Source organism: Nocardia yamanashiensis, from assembly GCF_021183565.1.
Classification (GTDB): Bacteria; Actinomycetota; Actinomycetes; order Mycobacteriales; family Mycobacteriaceae; genus Nocardia; species Nocardia yamanashiensis.
The window spans coordinates 5,578,930-5,597,139 of sequence record NZ_CP089226.1 but is presented as its reverse complement, the minus strand read 5'-3'; the positions used below and the strand labels follow the sequence as shown (position 1 = coordinate 5,597,139).

Annotated in this window: 14 protein-coding genes and 1 riboswitch; of the genes, 6 read left to right on the top strand and 8 right to left on the bottom strand. The window is 69.6% G+C overall.

Annotated elements, in window-relative coordinates; translation table 11 throughout:
* Positions 1–96 precede the first annotated feature (96 nt).
* The 3 genes from LTV02_RS26325 to LTV02_RS26315 all read right to left on the bottom strand — a co-directional run bounded on the left by LTV02_RS26325 (position 97) and on the right by LTV02_RS26315 (position 3,465).
* Positions 97–726: a TetR/AcrR family transcriptional regulator gene (locus tag LTV02_RS26325; protein WP_233034527.1), complete on the bottom strand. Its 630-nt coding sequence runs from the start codon at positions 724–726 to the stop codon at positions 97–99.
* 9 nt (positions 727–735) lie between these two features.
* Positions 736–2,328: an FAD-binding oxidoreductase gene (locus LTV02_RS26320; protein WP_233034526.1), complete on the bottom strand. Its 1,593-nt coding sequence runs from the start codon at positions 2,326–2,328 to the stop codon at positions 736–738.
* Positions 2,329–2,484: 156 nt separating this feature from the next.
* Positions 2,485–3,465: an SDR family NAD(P)-dependent oxidoreductase gene (locus tag LTV02_RS26315; RefSeq protein ID WP_233034525.1), complete on the bottom strand. Its 981-nt coding sequence runs from the start codon at positions 3,463–3,465 to the stop codon at positions 2,485–2,487.
* Between the two features lie 215 nt (positions 3,466–3,680).
* Between LTV02_RS26315 and LTV02_RS26310 the strand changes: the two genes are divergently transcribed.
* The gene (locus LTV02_RS26310; protein ID WP_233034524.1) at positions 3,681–7,151 is read left to right on the top strand and encodes an error-prone DNA polymerase; all 3,471 of its coding nucleotides are present in this window, start codon (positions 3,681–3,683) and stop codon (positions 7,149–7,151) included.
* 41 nt (positions 7,152–7,192) lie between these two features.
* Positions 7,193–7,423, top strand: a complete 231-nt coding sequence (locus tag LTV02_RS26305) for a DUF167 domain-containing protein (protein ID WP_233034523.1) — start codon at positions 7,193–7,195, stop codon at positions 7,421–7,423.
* Positions 7,424–7,427: 4 nt separating this feature from the next.
* On the opposite strand, the gene LTV02_RS26300 is transcribed toward LTV02_RS26305, so the two are convergent.
* Positions 7,428–7,892, bottom strand: a complete 465-nt coding sequence (locus tag LTV02_RS26300; protein WP_233034521.1) for a tRNA (cytidine(34)-2'-O)-methyltransferase — start codon at positions 7,890–7,892, stop codon at positions 7,428–7,430.
* A gap of 138 nt (positions 7,893–8,030) precedes the next feature.
* Between LTV02_RS26300 and LTV02_RS26295 the strand changes: the two genes are divergently transcribed.
* The gene (locus LTV02_RS26295) at positions 8,031–8,276 is read left to right on the top strand and encodes a DUF3017 domain-containing protein (protein WP_067720699.1); all 246 of its coding nucleotides are present in this window, start codon (positions 8,031–8,033) and stop codon (positions 8,274–8,276) included.
* Positions 8,277–8,371: 95 nt separating this feature from the next.
* On the opposite strand, the gene LTV02_RS26290 is transcribed toward LTV02_RS26295, so the two are convergent.
* From LTV02_RS26290 to LTV02_RS26275, 4 genes are all read right to left on the bottom strand, one after another.
* Positions 8,372–8,533 carry a hypothetical protein gene (locus LTV02_RS26290; protein ID WP_233034520.1) on the bottom strand — a complete coding sequence of 54 codons (162 nt, stop codon included), beginning with the start codon at positions 8,531–8,533 and terminating at the stop codon, positions 8,372–8,374.
* Positions 8,534–8,690: 157 nt separating this feature from the next.
* Positions 8,691–9,854: a homoserine O-acetyltransferase MetX gene (gene metX / locus LTV02_RS26285; protein WP_084535656.1), complete on the bottom strand. Its 1,164-nt coding sequence runs from the start codon at positions 9,852–9,854 to the stop codon at positions 8,691–8,693.
* Positions 9,851–11,176: a bifunctional o-acetylhomoserine/o-acetylserine sulfhydrylase gene (locus tag LTV02_RS26280; RefSeq protein ID WP_233034519.1), complete on the bottom strand. Its 1,326-nt coding sequence runs from the start codon at positions 11,174–11,176 to the stop codon at positions 9,851–9,853. Before LTV02_RS26280 ends, metX begins: the two co-directional genes overlap by 4 nt.
* Before the next feature lie 97 nt (positions 11,177–11,273).
* Positions 11,274–11,384, bottom strand: a riboswitch (SAM riboswitch).
* Positions 11,385–11,396: 12 nt separating this feature from the next.
* Positions 11,397–12,098, bottom strand: a complete 702-nt coding sequence (locus tag LTV02_RS26275; RefSeq protein ID WP_233034518.1) for a TetR/AcrR family transcriptional regulator — start codon at positions 12,096–12,098, stop codon at positions 11,397–11,399.
* Positions 12,099–12,233: 135 nt separating this feature from the next.
* Between LTV02_RS26275 and LTV02_RS26270 the strand changes: the two genes are divergently transcribed.
* The 3 genes from LTV02_RS26270 (at position 12,234) to LTV02_RS39340 (ending at position 18,201) form a co-directional block, all read left to right on the top strand.
* Positions 12,234–13,730, top strand: a complete 1,497-nt coding sequence (locus LTV02_RS26270; protein WP_233034517.1) for an MFS transporter — start codon at positions 12,234–12,236, stop codon at positions 13,728–13,730.
* Between the two features lie 157 nt (positions 13,731–13,887).
* Complete coding sequence (locus LTV02_RS26265) at positions 13,888–14,652, top strand: hypothetical protein (RefSeq protein WP_233034516.1); 765 nt, start codon at positions 13,888–13,890, stop codon at positions 14,650–14,652.
* A 78-nt stretch (positions 14,653–14,730) separates the two neighbouring features.
* On the top strand, positions 14,731–18,201 hold the full coding sequence (locus LTV02_RS39340) for a BTAD domain-containing putative transcriptional regulator (RefSeq protein WP_269821560.1): 3,471 nt from the start codon (positions 14,731–14,733) through the stop codon (positions 18,199–18,201).
* The last annotated feature ends 9 nt before the right edge of the window (positions 18,202–18,210 follow it).

Genomic DNA, 18,210 nt, shown 5'->3' with positions numbered 1-18,210 from the left:
GAGTCGTGTGCGGGGAACTGCGGGCAGGGAAGCGGCAGCCTCCCGGGCCCTAGCGTTCAGGAGTGCTTCGGCATCTTCCTGATGCGCACGGCGTTGTCAGCCAGGCGCGCTGATCGCGGCGACGAGGCGGGCGCTGCGCTGGGTCATTTGCTCGGCGGTCTGGTCGGGATGTTCCAGCCACCAGTTCACCAGGGCGGTAACCGAACTGATCCAGACGCGGGTGAGAGCCGAAGCGTCCAGCGGGTCGCGCAATCCCGCGGCGGTGAGGACGGTGGAGACGCCGCGGGCGCCCTGGCCCTGTATGCGGTCGATGACGGCTCGGGCGGCCGCCGCCGCTTCGCTGTCTTCCGGCACGGTGCGATCGAAGACGACATTCCAGCCGTGCGGGCGCTTTTCGAGCGTGGTGAAAATGGCGCGCAGGGTGGCGGTCGCCATGCTCAGGTCGGCGTCGCTGCCCGCGAGGACCGCTTCGATGGCGGCGGCGAGTTCGTTGCCGACCCGTTCCACACAGGCGATGAAGAGTCCGGATTTACTGGCGAAGTAGGTGTGGATGAGCGGTTTGGAGATGCCGGCGGCGGCCGCCACCGTGGCGACGGAGACCCCCGCGTACCCGTGCCGCCCGAACAGATCGGTGGCGATATCGAGGATCTGCGCCTCCCGTTCGGGGCGGGCGACTCCCTTGGTTCCCGCGGTCCCTTTGGCTCCCGCGGCGGTGGCGGCCGGCATGCGTCAACCCTATCGGCGGTCGATGAGCACGCCGGGGTTGAGGATCCCGGCCGGGTCCAGACGGGTCTTGACCGCGTCCAGCGCGGCCGCGAACACGTCCGGCCGCTGCCGGTCGTACCAGGGCCGATGATCGCGCCCCACCGCGTGATGGTGGGTGATGGTGCCGCCGCCTGCGAGCAGCGCCTCCGACACCGCCTGCTTGATCTCGTCCCACTGCTGGACGGTGGCGCCCCAGCGGCCGCTCGCGTAGATGCCGAAGTAGGGCGCGGGACCGTCCGGATAGACGTGGGTGAACCGGCAGGTCACCACGCCTTGCACGCCCGCCGATGCCATTGCGGCGTAGGCGGATTGCAGCACGCCTTCGCGCAGCGCCGGGAATCGATCCCAGGTGCAGGCGGTTTCGAAGGTTTCCACGATCATGCCGTGCGCGGCGAGGGCGTCACGTTGATACGGCATCCGCAGGAACGACGACCGCCAGGTGTCGGCGGCCTGCTCACCCTCGGTGACCGTATCGGCGGACAGCTGCGCTTTGCCGCCGAATTCCCGGCACAGCTCCAGCGCCGCTTCGAGCGATGAATCCACCGGCACCGCAGCCGATTCGAAGCCCAGCACCAGCACGCCGCCCGCCGCGTCGGCCCCGGCATTGATGAACGCCTCGACCGGATCCAGCAATCGGCAATTGGCGGGCCGCAGCCCGGACTGCGCGATCGCCCGGGTGGCGTCCACGGCGCGCGCGTAATCGTCGAAGAGCACCGACGCCCCGGCCTTCCAGCGCGGCCGGTCCTGCAATCGCATCCACGCCTCGGTGATGATCCCGAGCGTCCCTTCCGAGCCGAGGAACAGCCGGTCCGGCGACGGTCCGGCCCCGGAAGCGGGCAGCCGTCGCGATTCGCTCACCCCGGAAGGCGTTACCACCCGCAATGATTCGGTCAGATCGTCGATGTGGGTGAGCACGGTGGCGTAATGCCCGCCCGCCCGCGTGGCCAGCCAGCCGCCGAGTGAGGAGAACTCGAAGGACTGCGGGAAGTGGCGCAAAGTCAGTCCGGCGGGGCGCAATTGGTCTTCCAGCGCCGGGCCGAGCACGCCCGCTTGAATGCGCGCGGCGCGGCTGGTGCGATCGACTTCGAGTACTCGATCCAGCCGCCCGAGGTCGAGCGTCACCACACCTGGGTAGGCGTCGTGCAATTGCCGCGGCTCGACGCCGCCGACGACGGAACTGCCGCCGCCGTAAGGAATTACGGCGAAGCCCGCGGTGGCGCACCAGTCGAGCAGATCGACGACGTCTTGCTCCGATTCCGGGCGTGCCACCAGGTCGGGGACGGCGTCGAGCTGCCCGAGTAGATTGCGCACTACATCACGGAATGCCTTGCCGTGCGCATGCGCCGCGCGATCGGTGAGTTCGGTCGAGCACAATGCCGCCAATGTCGCGGGCGGGGCGATACGCGGAGCGGGCAAGGCCAGGTCGGCGAGTTCCGGCGGCTGATGGTCCGCCAGTTCGGCCTGCGGCAGTAGCGTTTTCACGCGCGAGAGCAGCCGTGCCCGCTCATTCCCGGTGATCGCGCCCGCGTCGGTGCCCCAGCCCCACCAAGATCGAGTCGCCACTGCGGCCTCCTGCCATCGAATTGAGTTGTGGGTAATTTACCTATCGGTCAATTCGGTGTCCATGGGTGGATCAGAGTTTTGCTCCACTTTCACCGCCCCTCCGTCGGGAACCCGACAGCATCCGGCCGAAAGTGGAGCGAAACTCCAATCAGCGGGCTACCAGTGGGTTCCCGGCACCAATCGCGCCGCGCGGCGCAACGCCGTACCGGTGACACGGACGGCCGGCGGCACCTGACGCCGGCGGCGTTTCGGTGCAACGGCTTCCACGGGCGTGGTCGGCTCGACCGCTTCACCCTTGGCGGCGGCCGAATCGGGGTTCGCGCGGTAGTACCGGTGCAGCACCCGCTCCTTGATGGCCGGCGCGACCAAGTTGCCGTACTCGGCGAGGGTGCCGAGCGGGACGTCGATGCGGCGGGGGCGTTCGGTGAGCGCGCGCACGATCAGCGCCGCCGCCCATTCCGCCGACTGCGTGGGCGCGCCTTGGTCACCGCTGGGCGTGATCATCGGGGTGCGCACCAACGGCATGTGGATGGTGGTGAAAGTGACGTTGTCGGCGAGCATTTCGGCCGCGGTGACCTCGGCGAACTTGTCGAGTGCCGCCTTGGAGGCGAGGTAGGCGGCGAAGCGCGGGGTGGCGACCTGGACGCCGGCGCTCGAAATGTTCACGATGTGACCGTCTTTGCGCTCCCGCATCTGCGGCAGCAGGGCGAGGGTCATGCGGACCGCGCCGAAATAGTTGACGGCCATGGTCCTTTCGAAGTCGTGCATGCGATCGGTGGAGCGGTGCACGGCGCGGCGGATGGAGCGGCCCGCATTGTTGACGAGCATGTCGACGTGACCGTGCTCGTCGAGGATGAGGGTGATGGCGCGGTCCACGGATTCGGCGTCGGTGACATCGCATTGATAGCCGTGTGCTTTGCCGCCATTGGCGTTGATCTTGTCGACCACGGCGGCCAGTTCGTCGCCGCGCCGGGCCAGCAGGATGACCGTCGCGCCTTTCTCGGCCACCGCGTACGCCGCGGTCTTGCCGATGCCGGAGGAAGCTCCGGTAATGAGCACGTGCTTGCCGGTCAGGTCGCGGCGGGCGCGCCGGCGGGCCAGGTAACCGGAGCCATTGGCGGCGGGCGTATCTGTCATCGCTGCTCCCTTGAAGGATGAGTTGCCTAGAACTTACTCCAAAGTAAGTTCACCGGCCAGATCCGGCTTTGTGCCGGGTGTCACCTCGACGGCGGCGCACGCATGAATTCCCGCGACACGCCGAGCAGTCCGGCCCACCTCGCTGTAGAGACCTCTCGGTCTCGAATGTATGTTCGATACTGATCGGTCGGCTGTCGTGGGTGAGGAGGTGCGTCATGGGCTGGCACAACGGCCCGCCGTCCTGGGCGGAAATGGAGCGCGTCCTGTCCGGACGGCCCGACCCCGCCCGGCGCGAGATCGACGGCGACGGCGGCGACAGCCCGGCGTGGTCGCGCAAGCGGGAGAAGTATCAGGCGGGCGAACTGCACGGGCCCGCGCAACCCGTCGTGCCCTACGCCGAACTGCACACCCACTCCGCCTACAGCTTCCTCGACGGCGCGAGCCAGCCCGAGGAACTCGTGGAGGAAGCGGTGCGCCTGGGTCTGGAGGCTCTCGCCCTCACCGATCACGACGGCTTCTACGGCGTCGTCCGCTTCGCCGAAGCTGCCCGCGAATGGGGTATGCCGACCATCTTCGGCGCGGAACTGTCCCTCGGCACCGCCGCCCGCCCGGGCGCGCACTTGGCGCCCCGCGGTCGCGGCCGGCGTGCGGCCGTCACCCAGCCGCGCGGCGGCCGGCGCGATCTGCCCGAGGCGGATTCCGAAGCCGGTCAACGCAACTCCGGCGCCGATCGGGGGAACGCCCAGCCCGCCCTGCTCGAACCGGGCGGCTCCGCCTGGACCGATTCCGCCCCGCGCACCGGCGCACCCGACCCGGCCGGTCCGCACCTGCTGGTGCTGGCGCGCGGGCAGGAAGGCTATCGGCGGCTGTCCCGGGAGATGGCCGCCGCGCACATGGCGGCGGGGGAGAAGGGCATCCTGCGCTACGACCTGGATCGATTGACCGAGGCGGCGGGCGGGCACTGGCAGATTCTCACCGGCTGCCGCAAAGGCACCGTGCGGCAGGCGCTGCAGCAGAGCGAAGCCGCCGCCGAGGCCGAATTGCTGGAGCTGGTGGAGCGTTTCGGGCGGGAGCGGGTGAGCGTGGAGCTCACCCATCACGGGATCCCGGAGGACGACGAGCGCAATGCCCGGCTGATCGCGGTCGCCGACCGGGTCGGGCTGCCGGTGCTCGCCACCACCGGCGCGCATTTCGCCGCGCCCCCGCAACGCCGCCGGGCCATGGCGCTGGCGGCGATTCGCGCCCGGCAGAGCCTGGACGAGATGGCGGGCTGGCTGGCGCCCACCGGCGGCGCGCACCTGCGGTCCGGGGCGGAGATGGCGCGGCTGTTCGCGGCCAGCCCGCAGGCGGTGGCGAATGCCGTTGCGCTGGGCCGGGAATGCGCGTTCGACCTGCGCCTGATCGCGCCGAAACTGCCGCCCTTCGACGTGCCGGAAGGGCACGACGAGAACTCCTGGCTGCGGGAGCTGACCATGACCGGCGCGGCCCGGCGCTACGGCCCGCCCGCCGGTAATCCGCAGGCGTATCAGCAGCTGGAACACGAGCTGAAAGTGATTGCCGGACTGGGTTTTCCCGGCTACTTCCTGGTGGTGCACGATATCGTCAGCTTCTGCCGGGACAACGACATCCTCTGCCAGGGCCGGGGTTCGGCGGCCAATTCCGCGGTCTGCTACGCCATCGGCATCACCAATGTGGACCCGGTCGCCAACAAACTGCTGTTCGAGCGCTTCCTGGCGCCGGAGCGGGACGGGCCGCCCGATATCGATGTGGATATCGAATCGGATCGGCGCGAGGAGGCGATCCAGCACGTCTACGCCAAATACGGGCGCGAGTACGCGGCGCAGGTGGCCAATGTGATCACCTATCGCGGCCGCTCCTCGGTCCGCGATGCCGCTCGCGCGCTGGGGTTTTCGCCCGGTCAGCAGGATGCCTGGAGCAAACAGGTGAGCCGGTGGAGCGGCGTCGCGAAGGAGGAGAACACCGGCATCCCCGGTGACGTGCTGGCGCTGGCCGGTGAATTGGAGGGCCTGCCGAGGCATTTGGGGATTCACTCCGGCGGCATGGTGATCTGCGACCGGCCCATCGCCGATGTCTGCCCGACCGAATGGGCGCGCATGGCCGGGCGCAGCGTCCTGCAATGGGACAAGGATGATTGCGCCGCAGCGGGTTTGGTGAAATTCGACCTGCTCGGCCTCGGCATGCTGTCGGCCCTGCACTACATGATCGACCTGGTGCAGGAGCACAAGGGCGAGACCGTCGAACTGTTCCAGCTCGACCTCACCGAACAGGCCGTGTACGACATGCTGTGCCGCGCCGACTCGGTGGGCGTCTTCCAGGTCGAATCCCGCGCCCAGATGGCGACGCTGCCGCGCCTGCGGCCCCGCAACTTCTACGACCTGGTGGTGGAGGTGGCGCTGATCCGCCCCGGACCGATTCAAGGCGGTTCCGTGCACCCCTATATCCGCCGCCGCAACGGGCAGGAGAAGGTGGTGTACGACCATCCGGCCCTGGAGAATTCACTGGCACGCACCCTCGGCATCCCGCTGTTCCAGGAACAGCTCATGCAGATGGCGGTGGATATCGCCGGCTTCACCGCCGCCGAAGCCGATCAGCTGCGCCGGGCCATGGGCTCCAAGCGTTCACCGGAGAAGATGGAGCGCCTGCGGGAACGCTTCTACCGGGGCATGCGCGACCTGCACGGCATTACCGGCGAGATCGCCGACCGCATCTACGAGAAGGTGTACGCCTTCGCGAATTTCGGCTTCCCGGAAAGCCATTCGCAGAGTTTCGCCTCGCTGGTGTTCTACTCGTCGTGGTTCAAGCTGCATCATCCGGCGGCGTTCTGCGCGGGCCTGCTGCGCGCCCAGCCGATGGGTTTCTACTCCCCGCAATCGCTGGTCGCCGATGCTCGCCGGCACGGGGTGGTGGTGCACGGCCCGGACATCAATCACAGTCTGGCCGAGGCGACCTTGGAAGCGCGCGGCCTGCAGATCCGCCTCGGCTTGGCCGCGGTCCGGCAGATCGGCACCGAACTGGCCGACCGCATCGTCGACGCCCGCGAACTGCACGGCCCCTACACCTCGTTCACCGATCTCACCGGCCGCGTGGAATTGACCGTCCCGCAGGCGGAATCGCTGGCCACCGCGGGCGCGCTCGGCAGCCTCGGCATCACCCGCCGCCAAGCCCTCTGGGCGGCCGGCGCGGCCGCGGGCGAACGTCCCGACCGGCTCCCCGGCACCGGCGCGGTCACCGACGCCCCCGCCCTGCCCGGCATGAGCGATCTGGAACTGGCCGCCGCCGACGTCTGGGCCACCGGCGTCTCCCCGGGCAGCTATCCCACCGAATTCCTCCGCGACCGCCTGACCGCCCTCGGCGTGGTCCCCGCCGCCCACCTGCTCGACATTCGCGACGGCACCCGCGTGCTGGTCGGCGGCGCGGTCACCCATCGTCAGCGTCCCGCCACCGCCGGCGGCGTCACCTTCCTCAACCTGGAGGACGAGACCGGCATGGTCAATGTGGTGTGCTCCGTGGGACTCTGGGCCCGCTACCGCCGCCTCGCCCAATCCGCCCCCGCCCTGCTGGTCCGCGGCCGCGTGCAGAAAGCCGAAGGCGCGGTCACCATCGTCGCCGACCACCTGCAGCGCATGGATCTGCGCATCGAGGCCCGCTCCCGCGACTTCCGCTGACCCCGCGCGACAATGACTCGTCCACCGCAGAAGGGAGCCCCGTGCCCACCGTCATCCGGGCCACCATCAAACCCAACAGCAAGAAGGGCCCCCTCGTCGAAACCCTCGAGGACGGCACCCTGCAGCTCTACGTCCGCGCCCCCGCCACCGAAGGCAAGGCCAACAAGGCCGCCATCGACCTGCTGGCCGCCCACCTCGGCGTCCCCAAATCCACCGTAATCCTCACCGCCGGAGCCACTTCCCGCTTCAAACGCTTCGAGATCGCCGACTGAGTGGCTACACCGCGCCCGGGAACCCCTGCTGCCGCCAGGCTTCGTAGACGGCGACGGCGGCGGCATTGGACAGGTTCATGGAGCGGCGGCCGGGGAGCATGGGGATGCGCACGCGGTCGGTGACGCGAGGGTCGGTAAGCACCTCTTCGGGGAGGCCGGTCGGTTCGGGTCCGAACAACAGCACATCGTTCTCGCGATATGCCACGTCGGTGCTGCGGGTGGTGGCGCTCGCGGCGAAGGCGAACACCCGCTCCGGCTTGATGGAATCCCATGCGGCGGCCAGGTTCTCGTGCACGGTGACCACCGCCAGATCGTGATAGTCCAGCCCGGCGCGGCGAAGCTTCGGCTCGGACAGGTCGAAACCGAGCGGTTCGATCAGGTGCAGCTGACAACCGGTACCGGCGGCCAGGCGAATGGCATTGCCGGTATTCGGTGGGATGCGCGGCTCGAAGAACACCAGATGGAACACGGGCTACAGCATCTCAGAAGGCCGGGGCGGGCGGTGCGGTGGCCGGGTGATGGCTAGACTCGCCCCGTGAGCCCAGCCCATGCCGCCCCCGCGAGCCGGAGCAGCCGATTCGGTGAGTTCGTGCGCGACAATCTGCCGATGCTGTTGATCGCAGCGGTGATGGTGGTGGCCGTGGTGTTCCTGGCCTGGGATCGCTGGCGGCGCGGGACGTTCTTCTTCGGCGGCGCGACCCTGCTGGCGGCGGCGCTGCGGATGGTGTTGCCGACCGAGCGGGTGGGGCTGCTGGCGGTGCGCAGCAAGCCGTTCGATGTGATCTGGCTGACCGTGCTGGGCAGTGCCATCATCGCGCTGGCCGCGACGATCAGCAGCCTCGGCGTCACCTAGCGCACGGCGGGACGTGGTGGTGGGCGGCGCACCGGGCGACCCACCACGGGGGTTATCGGATTCGGGGGGCTAGCGGATCTCGGATATCGGGTGCGTCAGACTCGCGCCATCCGGCGTCCTAACTCGCGGCGAAGCACTTCCTGCGCGGGTAGGCGGTTCAGCACCCGCAATATCGCCGGGCGTAGTTCACGTTGCTCGTCGTCGGAGAGCAGGTCGACGAGGTCGCGGAGATCCATGTCATCGAATGCTGCTGGCATGTCTGACACATTACGGCGGCGCGGCGCGGTACGCGCAAATTCCGGGCCGCTGGTTACGGAGGCGTCATCTGGGTGAAACCGGCAGCGGCTCAGGACAATTCGGATGAAACAGGCACGACACCTGGGACGCGCCGGTCAATCCGCTCAAAGGGTGCGATCAGGCGCGCTCGGCCCGGGCCGCGCGCGCCAGATCCATGGTCTCGGTCATCAGCTTGCCGATCGCTTCGGTCTCGGTCAGGAACCCGTCGTGCCCGTCGCGCGAGCGGACGATCTCCAGCCCCTTGCAACCGGGCAGCAGATCGGCCAGCTCCTGCTGGGTCCGCAGCGGATACAACCGGTCCGAATCCACGCCGCCGATCACGCACGGCACCGGCGTGGCCGCCAGCGCCGCCTCGACGCCACCGCGCCCGCGGCCCACGTCGTGCCGGTTCATGGCCTCGGTGAGCAGCACGTAGGTGGCCGGATCGAAACGCGACTTGAGCTTGTCGGCCTGGTACTCCAGGTAGCTCTGCACCGCGTAACGCCCACCCTCCCAAGGGTTCTCGTCCCCCTGAGCGTGATTCTCGAAGCGATGGTCCAGCTCGAACTCGGTGCGGTAGGTCAGGTGCGCGATGCGCCGCGCGATCCCCATCCCGGTCATGGGCGTGCGCCCGGTGCCGTGATAGTTCCCGCCCTGCCAGTCCGGATCGGCCTGGATGGCGGCGATCTGGGTGGTCTGGGTGCCGATCTGATCGGCGGTGGCGCGCGCCCCGACGGCGAGCACCAGCGCGGAACCGACCCGGTCGGGATGGCCGACCATCCACTCCAGTACCCGCATCCCGCCCATGGACCCGCCGACGACGGCGGCCAGGTGATCGATGCCGAGCAGGTCGAAAAGCTGGACCTCGGCGGTCACCTGGTCCCGGATGGAGATCTCGGGAAACCGTGCGCCCCAGGGCTTGCCGTCCGCGGCCAGCGAGGCCGGCCCGGTGCTGCCCTTGCAGCCGCCCAGCACATTGGTGGCGATGACACACCATTCCCGGGTGTCGATGGCCGCACCCGGTCCGACGATGCCGTCCCACCAGCCGGGCTGGGCGTGATGCACGTCCACGCCGCCCACCACATGCGAGTCGCCGGTCAGCGCATGCTCGACCAGCACCACATTGTCCGCGTTCGCCGACAGTTCGCCCCACCGCTGCACGGCCAGGCTCACCTCGGGAATGACGGCGCCGTTCTCCAGCGCCACCTCCCCGATGTGAATGCTGCCGAGCGTCCCGTCCGGCGGCGGGAGCAGGAGCTCGGCCGCCGGACGGGAGGTGCTGGATTCGATGCTCACGGTCAAGACGCTGCCGCCGTCAGACCGGCGCGCAGATCCGCCAGGATGTCGTCGATGCCCTCGATACCCACGGCCAACCGCACCAGACCAGGGGTGACGCCGGAAGCGAGCTGCTCTTCGGGGGTCAGCTGGGAATGGGTGGTGGAGGCCGGGTGGATGACGAGCGAACGCACATCACCGATGTTAGCGACATGGCTGTGCAGCACCAGCGCGTCCACGAACTTCTTGCCCGCGTCCACGCCGCCGGCCAGTTCGAACGACACGATGGCGCCGACACCCTTGGGTGCCAGTTGTTTGCCGCGCTCGAACCACGGGGAGCTGGGCAGGCCCGCGTAGTAGACCTTCTCGACGCCGGCCTGCTGGGTCAGAAACTCCGCCACCGCTCGGGCATTGGCGACATGCCGCTCGACACGCAGGCTCAAGGTCTCGATGCCCTGGGCGATCAGGAAGGCGTTGAACGGCGACACGGCCGCGCCGAGATCGCGCAGCAGTTGCACGCGGGCCTTGAGCGCGAAGGCGGGCGCGCCGAGATCGGCGAACACCACGCCGTGATAGCTCGGATCGGCGACGGTGAAGCCGGGGTACCGCGACACGCCGTCGGCGTCCTTGACCGTCCAGTCGAAGTTGCCGCCGTCCACGATCACGCCCGCGACCGCCGCGCCGTGGCCGCCCAGGTACTTGGTGGCCGAGTGCACGACGATGTCCGCGCCTTGGGCGAGCGGCTGGATCAGGTACGGGGTGGCGACGGTGTTGTCCACGATGAGCGGCAGGCCCGCGGCGTGCGCGACGCCCGCGATGCCCGGGATATCCAGGATGGAGCTGGACGGGTTGGCGACCGTCTCACCGTAGAAAGCCTTGGTGTTCGGCCGGATCGCCGCCTGCCACTGGGCCAGATCGTCGGGGTCCTCGACGAAGCTGACCTCGATGCCGAGCTTGGGCAGCGAGTAGTGCAGCAGGTTGTAGGTGCCGCCGTACAGGTGCGGGCTGGCGACGATGTGATCGCCGGCCTGGGCCAGGTTCAGGATCGCGTAGGTCTCCGCCGCCTGCCCGGAGGCCAGCAATAGCGCCGCTACGCCGCCTTCGAGGGCCGCGATGCGCTGTTCCACCGCGTCCTGGGTGGGATTCATGATGCGGGTGTAGATATTGCCCGGCTCGGCGAGACCGAAGAGCGCGGCGGCGTGGTCGGTGTCGCGGAAAGCGTACGAAGTGGTCTGGTAGATGGGCAGGGCGCGCGCGCCGGTGGCCGGATCGGGGGCCTGACCGGCGTGGATCTGCTTGGTCTCGAAGGACCAGGCGGCAGGGTCGATGGGCGCGGTCGAGTCACTCATGTGCTGCTCCAAAAAAACAAGGTCGCCGAATGGCGGAATTCTGACGTTATCGGGAGGCGAATAGGCTTCGACAACAACACATTTCGGTAGACCTCCTACAGTGCGCTTGCGCTCGGCCGTCGAGCGCCCGGTCTTCACCCGGAGCACCCCACCGCAGCTGGAGGGTTGCCGATCAGCGAGCCGGGGCTTGGCGCTGATGCTCTTGACCTGTTGCGAGATTCTAACGGGATGCGGCGGCGGTCTCCGAAGTGGGGCTGGCCACAGTCGGAGTCGCGCAGACCCGGACGAATTCGTCGTAGGCGGCTTGCACATTATCGGCCAGCTGACGGGCGGAACCGGCCGTGGTGCAGTCCGGGAACTCGGAATCGGCGTCGAATTCGCACTCCATGCCCACGCGCACGATGCTGTGCCAGGTCGCCGCGATCATTCGCACCGGTGCGGCGTCGGGGGTGGTCCGCAGCCGTTCGGCGAGCACCTCGGCCATGGCCCGGGTCTTGGTGTCGGCGGCTTCCAGGCTCTGGGCGCGCACGGCCACATTGTCGCGGGTGACGCGCTGCATTTGCTGGAACCAGCGGAACGGCACCGGATTGTCGCCGCCCAGGATCTGCTCGACCACCAGCAGGAAGGCGTCGAGCAGGGCTTGCAGCTCGTTGCCGGTGACCGGCTGGGCGCGCAATTGTTCCGCGAGTGCCTGGCCCCAGTCCTCGATCGGGGCGATGACGATGTCTTCCTTGCTCGCGAAGTACCGGTTCACGGTGCGGGGCGAGACGTCGGCTTCGGCGGCGATCTGCTCGACGGTGGTGGCGTCGAAACCCTGTGTGTCGCACAGGTTCAGCGCCACGTCGATGATCCGGGTTCGGGTCTGCTGCTTCTTGCGTTCGCGCAGGCCCGGGCGCGCGGTCAGCGTTGACGAGTCGAACATGGGCCCATTTTAGACCGATCCCGGGCGATGGTGTCTTCTTCCGACAAGTGTCGCACTCAGACATTTTTCTCTTGACGACAAATGTCGGCTGGTGCCACGATGGTCGCAGCTGTTCGAAACCCTGAGGAGAGGCTCATGTCCGCTGGGACGGCAACACTCGAGACCGGCGAAAACGTCGGCGGGACAACAGATTCCAGACGCTGGTGGGCCTTGGCGGTGATCGCCATGGCGCAGCTCATGGTGGTGCTGGACGCCACCATCGTCACCATCGCACTGCCGTTCGCGCAGCAGGACCTGCACATCAGCGACGGCGACAAACAGTGGGTGCTCACCGCCTACACGCTCATTTTCGGCGGTCTGCTGCTGCTCGGCGGCCGGCTCGCCGACTACCTCGGCCGCCGCCGCATCCTGATGATCGGCCTGATCGGTTTCGCCGGGGCGTCGGCGCTGGCCGGGCTGGCGCAGAACGCCGGGCAATTGTTCGCGGGCCGCGGTCTACAGGGCGCGTTCGGCGCACTGCTCGCGCCCGCCGCACTGTCGCTGGTGTCCATCACCTTCACCGAAGCCAAGGAACGCGCCCGGGCCTTCGGCGTTTTCGCGGGTGTGTCGGCGGGTGGCGCGGCCATCGGCCTGATCGCGGGCGGGGCGCTCACCGAATACGCCAACTGGCGCTGGAGCCTGCTGGTCAACGCGCCCATCGCGCTGCTCGCCCTGGCCGGGGCCTTCGCCTTCGTGATCAAGGACGTGCCCGCGCCGCGCACCGGCGGCTACGACCTGCCCGGCGCGGTCACCGGCACGCTCGGCCTCATCTCGATCGTCTACGGCTTCAGCCGCGCCGCCTCGGACGGCTGGGGCGCGGCCAGCACCCTGGCCCTGCTCATCGCCGGCTCCGCGCTGCTGGTGGCGTTCGTGGTGATCGAGGCGCGCACCGCCGATCCGCTACTGCCGCTGCGCATTCCGGGTGAGATCAATCGCGGCGGTTCGTTCCTGGTGGCGCTGCTGGTGCCCATCGCCATGTTCGCCATGTTCCTGAATCTCAGCTTCTACCTGCAGATGACGCTCGGGTACTCGGCGTTGAAGGCGGGCGTGGCGTTCCTGCCGTTCCCCGCGGGCATCGTGGTGTCGGCCGGTATCGCCAGCACCCTGCTGCCGCGCATCGGCCCGCGCCCGATCATGCTCGCCGGTGCGGTGCTCGGCACCGCGGGCCTGATCTACCTGGCGCAGCTCGAATTCGGGGACGGTTACGCGGCCAGCCTGCTGCCCGCCATGATCCTCATCGCCCTCGGCATGGGCGGGTTGTTCGTGGCCATGCAGGCTACCGCACTGCATCAGGTGGAGGAGAAGGATTCCGGCGTCGCCAGCGCCCTGCTCAACGCGGCCCAGCAGGTGGGCGGATCCATCGGCACGGCACTGCTGACCACTCTCTCGGTGCAGGCGGCCGAACGCTACGCCCGCAACCACCCGACCATCGACAATGTGGTCGCCCGGGCCGCCATCCACAGCTACGACGTGGCCTTCTACATCGGCGCGGGCTTCTTCCTGGCCTGCATCCCGATCATCGCCTTCATGATCCGGGACAAGCCGGAGAACCTCCTGGAAGGACCCGAACACCAGGTGCACGTGGCGGTTTGACCCACCGCTCCGGGCCCGCCGCGCACCTCGCGGCGGGCCCGGACCCGTACTCCCGCTCGGTCGGCGCGCCGGATTCCGTACCGCCGCCGGGCAATCCGGCCGCCCGCCGCAAGTCGGCCGCAAGTCGCGGTGAATACCGCACACCGATCCTGTGCCCATGACGATGACGACGGCCCCCACCGTGGCCGACCGAGACCTCCGGCCGCGCGCCGCCGCACTGATCGCCGGCGGCGTGCTGTTCGCGATCGGCAACGGCCTGCACCCGCTGGAACACTCCGAAACCGCCGAACACGCCCCGACCTGGGTCGCCGCCCACCTGACCTTCAGCGCCGGCGCCGTCCTCATGGCCGTCGGCCTGCCTCTCGTGACGGCCGCCTGGCGGTTCGCCGGAAAACACTCGTCCCCAACGGCTTCCGAAACGTTCGGCGTCGAGCAGCATGGACCGCACGCCGACTCGCCCGTCGGTATGCGTGCGCACACGGGAGTGCTTCCGGCCCCGGCGGACGTGCGGCCGGCTTCGGATCGTCCTGGAACCGGCTGGGTGGCAAGGGTGTCCACGCTCGCGGGCGCCCTGCTCTATGTCGGCCTGACCCTGGCCATTCCGGTCGGCGCGTACCACGAGGCCTTCGTCGCCCCGCGCCTGTCCCACCACGAGCAGACCGCCATCGAAGACGCGGCCCTCCCGGTGAACGGCCCGCTCGCCGCGGCCTTCCTGCTCGGCTTCCTGCTCTTGGCCGCCTGCGCCCTCGCTGCCCCGCGCCCACTGCTCGGCCGCCCCGCCGCCGCGGTGATAATCCTGGCCGTATTCGCCATGGCGGCGGCCGAAGCGCTGCCGGGTGCGGAGGGCTTCTGGATCATCCCCGGGACTATCGCGGTCGGCCTCGTCCTCGCCGCCTCCGGGGTGCGCGCGCTGCGGAACTGATCCGGCGGTCGCGATACCGGGCCCGCGCTGGTCGTTCGCACTGTTAGCGAATGCACTGATCCCGCCGATGTACCACCCGTGGTGTTGGTGGAAGTGCTGGGCGCGCTGCGGGTATCGGTCGGCGGCCGGACCGCCGTACTGCGCGGGCCGATGCAGGGCGCGGTACTGGCGCGGTTGGTTTCGGCCGGGGGCGAAGTGGTTTCGGTCGATCGGCTCATCGAAGACCTCTGGCAGGGCGAACCGCCGCCGAAGGCATCCGGTGCGTTACAGGCGCACATCTCGTACCTGCGCCGATCCCTCGAACCGGAGCGGTCGCCCCGCGCTCCGGCTCGCATCCTGGTCTCCCAGGCGCCGGGATATGCCCTGCGCCTGCCGGTTTCGTCCGTCGACGCCTGGCATTTCGACCAGCTGATGGCGACCGCCACCGCGACCGCAGACCCCGCCGCCCGCCATCGCACCCTGGACGCGGCCCTGGCCCTGTGGCGCGGGCCGGCCTACGCCCCCTACTCCGATACCGTCTGGAGTGCGGCCGAGATCGCCCGCCTGACCGACCTGCGCCGGACCGCCGTCGAACAACGAGCAGAAGCCGCCCTGTCCCTGGGCCGCCCCGACGAGGCCGCCGCCAGTCTCCGCCGCCTCGTCGACGAATACCCCGAACGTGAAGCCGCCGTTCGTCTCCTGGCCCTCGCCCAGTACCGCCTCGGCCGCCAGCTCGAGGCCCTGGCCACCCTCCGCGCCCTCCGCGCCACTCTCAACACCGAGTTCGGCGTCGACCCCAGCCCGCCTTTGCGCGACCTCGAAGCCGCCATCCTCGCCCACGACCCGTCCCTCACCCTGCCACTTCCCTCGCCCCCGCCTCCCGCGATCGATGCGACTGCGAATTCCTATCCGGGTCGCGTCACGTCGGCACACCTTGCCGAATCCGGCACCGGCACAGCGGGATCGGCAACCTCCTCCGCGCCGGTCGGCTACCCCGGACAACGCGCCGCGCTGCTCGCCGCCGCGAACGAAGCGGCCATCGGGCACGGCCGCCTGGTGTGGCTCGAAGGCGAAGCCGGAGCCGGCAAAACCACCCTGGTCCGAACCGTCACCGAGCATTTGGCCGCCACTGCCTGGCGCGTGGTCATCGGTCACTGCCCCGAGGTGGACGGCGCACCCGCCGCCTGGGCCTGGATGGAATTGCTGGACGAATTGGGCGGCGGCAACGCCGATCTCGCGGCGCACCCCACTCCGTTCGGTTTGGCTCGCGCCGTGGCGGATTGCTTGACCACCGCCGATCCGGCGGAGGCCGTCCCGGTCGTGGTCGTGCTCGAGGATGCGCATCGCGCGGACAGCGCCACACTGCAGATTCTCCGGCAGGTGGTGGCGTGGTCCGCGCGGCTGCCGGTGCTGTTCGTGGTGACCATGCGGGGTTCGGAGGCGGGGGAGGAGGTGCGGGGGACTTCGGCGGCGCTGGCGGCGGCGACGGCCGGGCGGCTGGAGCTGACGGGGCTGGACGCCGCGGCGGTGCGGGTGGTGGCCGAGGCCGCGGGTTTACACGGAATCGATGACGGGACCGTGGAATTGGTGCGGGATCGCACCGGCGGGAATCCGTTGTTCGTGGCGGAGCTGGCGAAACTCGCCGCGGCGGAGGGGGATTTGCTCGCCGTGCCGGCGGGGGCGCGCGATGTACTGCTGCGGCGGATCGCCCGGCTGCCCGCGGCGGCGGCTCGGTTGCTGCGGCTGCTGGCGGTCTGGGGTGGAGGGGCGGACTTCGACTCGCTGCTGGAGCTGAGCGGTGAGGACGAGGAGACGCTGGTCGATCTGGTCGATACCGCCGTCGTGTCGGGGCTGTTGCGGATCGAGCGGAGTGGGCGGATCCGATTCGGGCACGCGCTGACCCGGGACGCCGTCTATGCGGGGATTCCGGCGTTGCGGCGGGCTCGCATGCATTGGACGGCATTGGCAGTCGCGGAGCGGGCGAGCGCGCCCGATCTCGACGCGCTCGCCCATCACGCCCTCGTCGGAGCCAACTCCGCGAATGCGCTGCAAGCGTTGGGTTATGCGCGCGCCGCCGCCTTACAGGCCGGCGCGCGCCGCGAATTCCCGGACGCCGAACCACTGTGGCGCGCGGTTCTCGAGTTGTACGTGCTCGCCGGATATCTGACCGCCTTGCCGCCCGCGCTCACGCCGGCCGATCACCACCGCACCGCGGGCGAGACGGTTCTGACCGCTGGGCTGGTCGATCGTCATCGGGTCGCGGGCGAGACAGTTTCTACCGCCGCACCGGTGCCCGGCTCCGGCGGCGATTCCGGTCCGTCCTGGTTGCCCGCCGGGCTCGAAAGCGAAGCCGTCGCGGGCATTTTGGAGTCGATGTGCGCCCTGGTCAATGCACTCGCCTACCGGGGCGACGACTCCGCCGCCCGGGGCTTGCGCGAGCAGGCGCTGGCGGTGGCCGAACGGCTGGCCGCGGCGCGACCGGGTGTCGGCGATCCGATGGCGGCGGCGCTGGGATCCTGGCGGTCGCCGCTGATCTGGGGTACGCGGGACAAACGCCTCCCGGACGAGCGGATGGTCCGGGCGCTGGCGGCGGCGCTGGACCGTCCGCTGCCGCCCGCGACCCGGGTGCGCCTGCTGATCACCACGGTGTTCGAGGTGGAGGGCGACGACGATCCGCTGGCGTTCGCGGCCTCGGCCGAGGCGCTCGCCACCGCGCGAGCGCTCGGCGATGCCGAATTGCTGTGCGCGGCCTTGAATGCCAGGGCGTTCCTGGCGCTCGGGCCGGATCTGTGGGACGAGCGGGAAGCGCTGACCACGGAACTCCGGTCGCTCGCCGGCGCGGCCGGGCTGGTCGAATTCCAAGCGGTCGCGCACTTTCTGGGCTGCCTGATCGCGTGCGGCGCGAACGATCTGGCGCGAGCGCGGGACGAGGCCGAGCGCGGTCTGGAATGCGCGACGGGTGGACAGCTGCGGCAATTGCTCACCGTGCTGTCGACGTTCTCGGCGGTGCTGGCCATCCTGCGCGGCGATCTGGCCGCCGCCGAGCGGATCTATGCCGAGTGCAGCGCCGATATGGTGGCGTCGGGGACGGCCAACGGCGCCGAACTCATGATCGCCGCCGCCATGGTGCTGGGCTGGGCGCGCGGCGACCTGTCCGAACTGGTCGAACCGATGGGTCGTTTCCACGCGGCCGCCCCGGGCGTCCTGGTCCATCCCTACGTCGTCGCGCTGCTGGACGCCGGTGAAAACGACCGCGCGCGAGCGGTTTTCGAGCAGGCCGGGCCGATCAAGCGGGATCACTACTGGTCGGTCATGGTGGTATTCCGGGCTCGGGCGGCCCTCCGGCTGAACGACCTCGACGGCATGCGCGATTGCTATCGGGACATGCTGCCGCGCGCGGGCACCATGGCGGGCCTGGATACCGGTTCGGTGGTCTACGGCCCGATGGACACGATCCTGGCGGAACTCGCCGACGCGCTCGGCGATCCCGTCGCCGCTGCCGCGCACCGCCTCCAAGCGGCACAGCTCAACGCCCGCATCGCCGACCAGCTCGCCGCCCTCCCGGCCTGAACGAAGCGG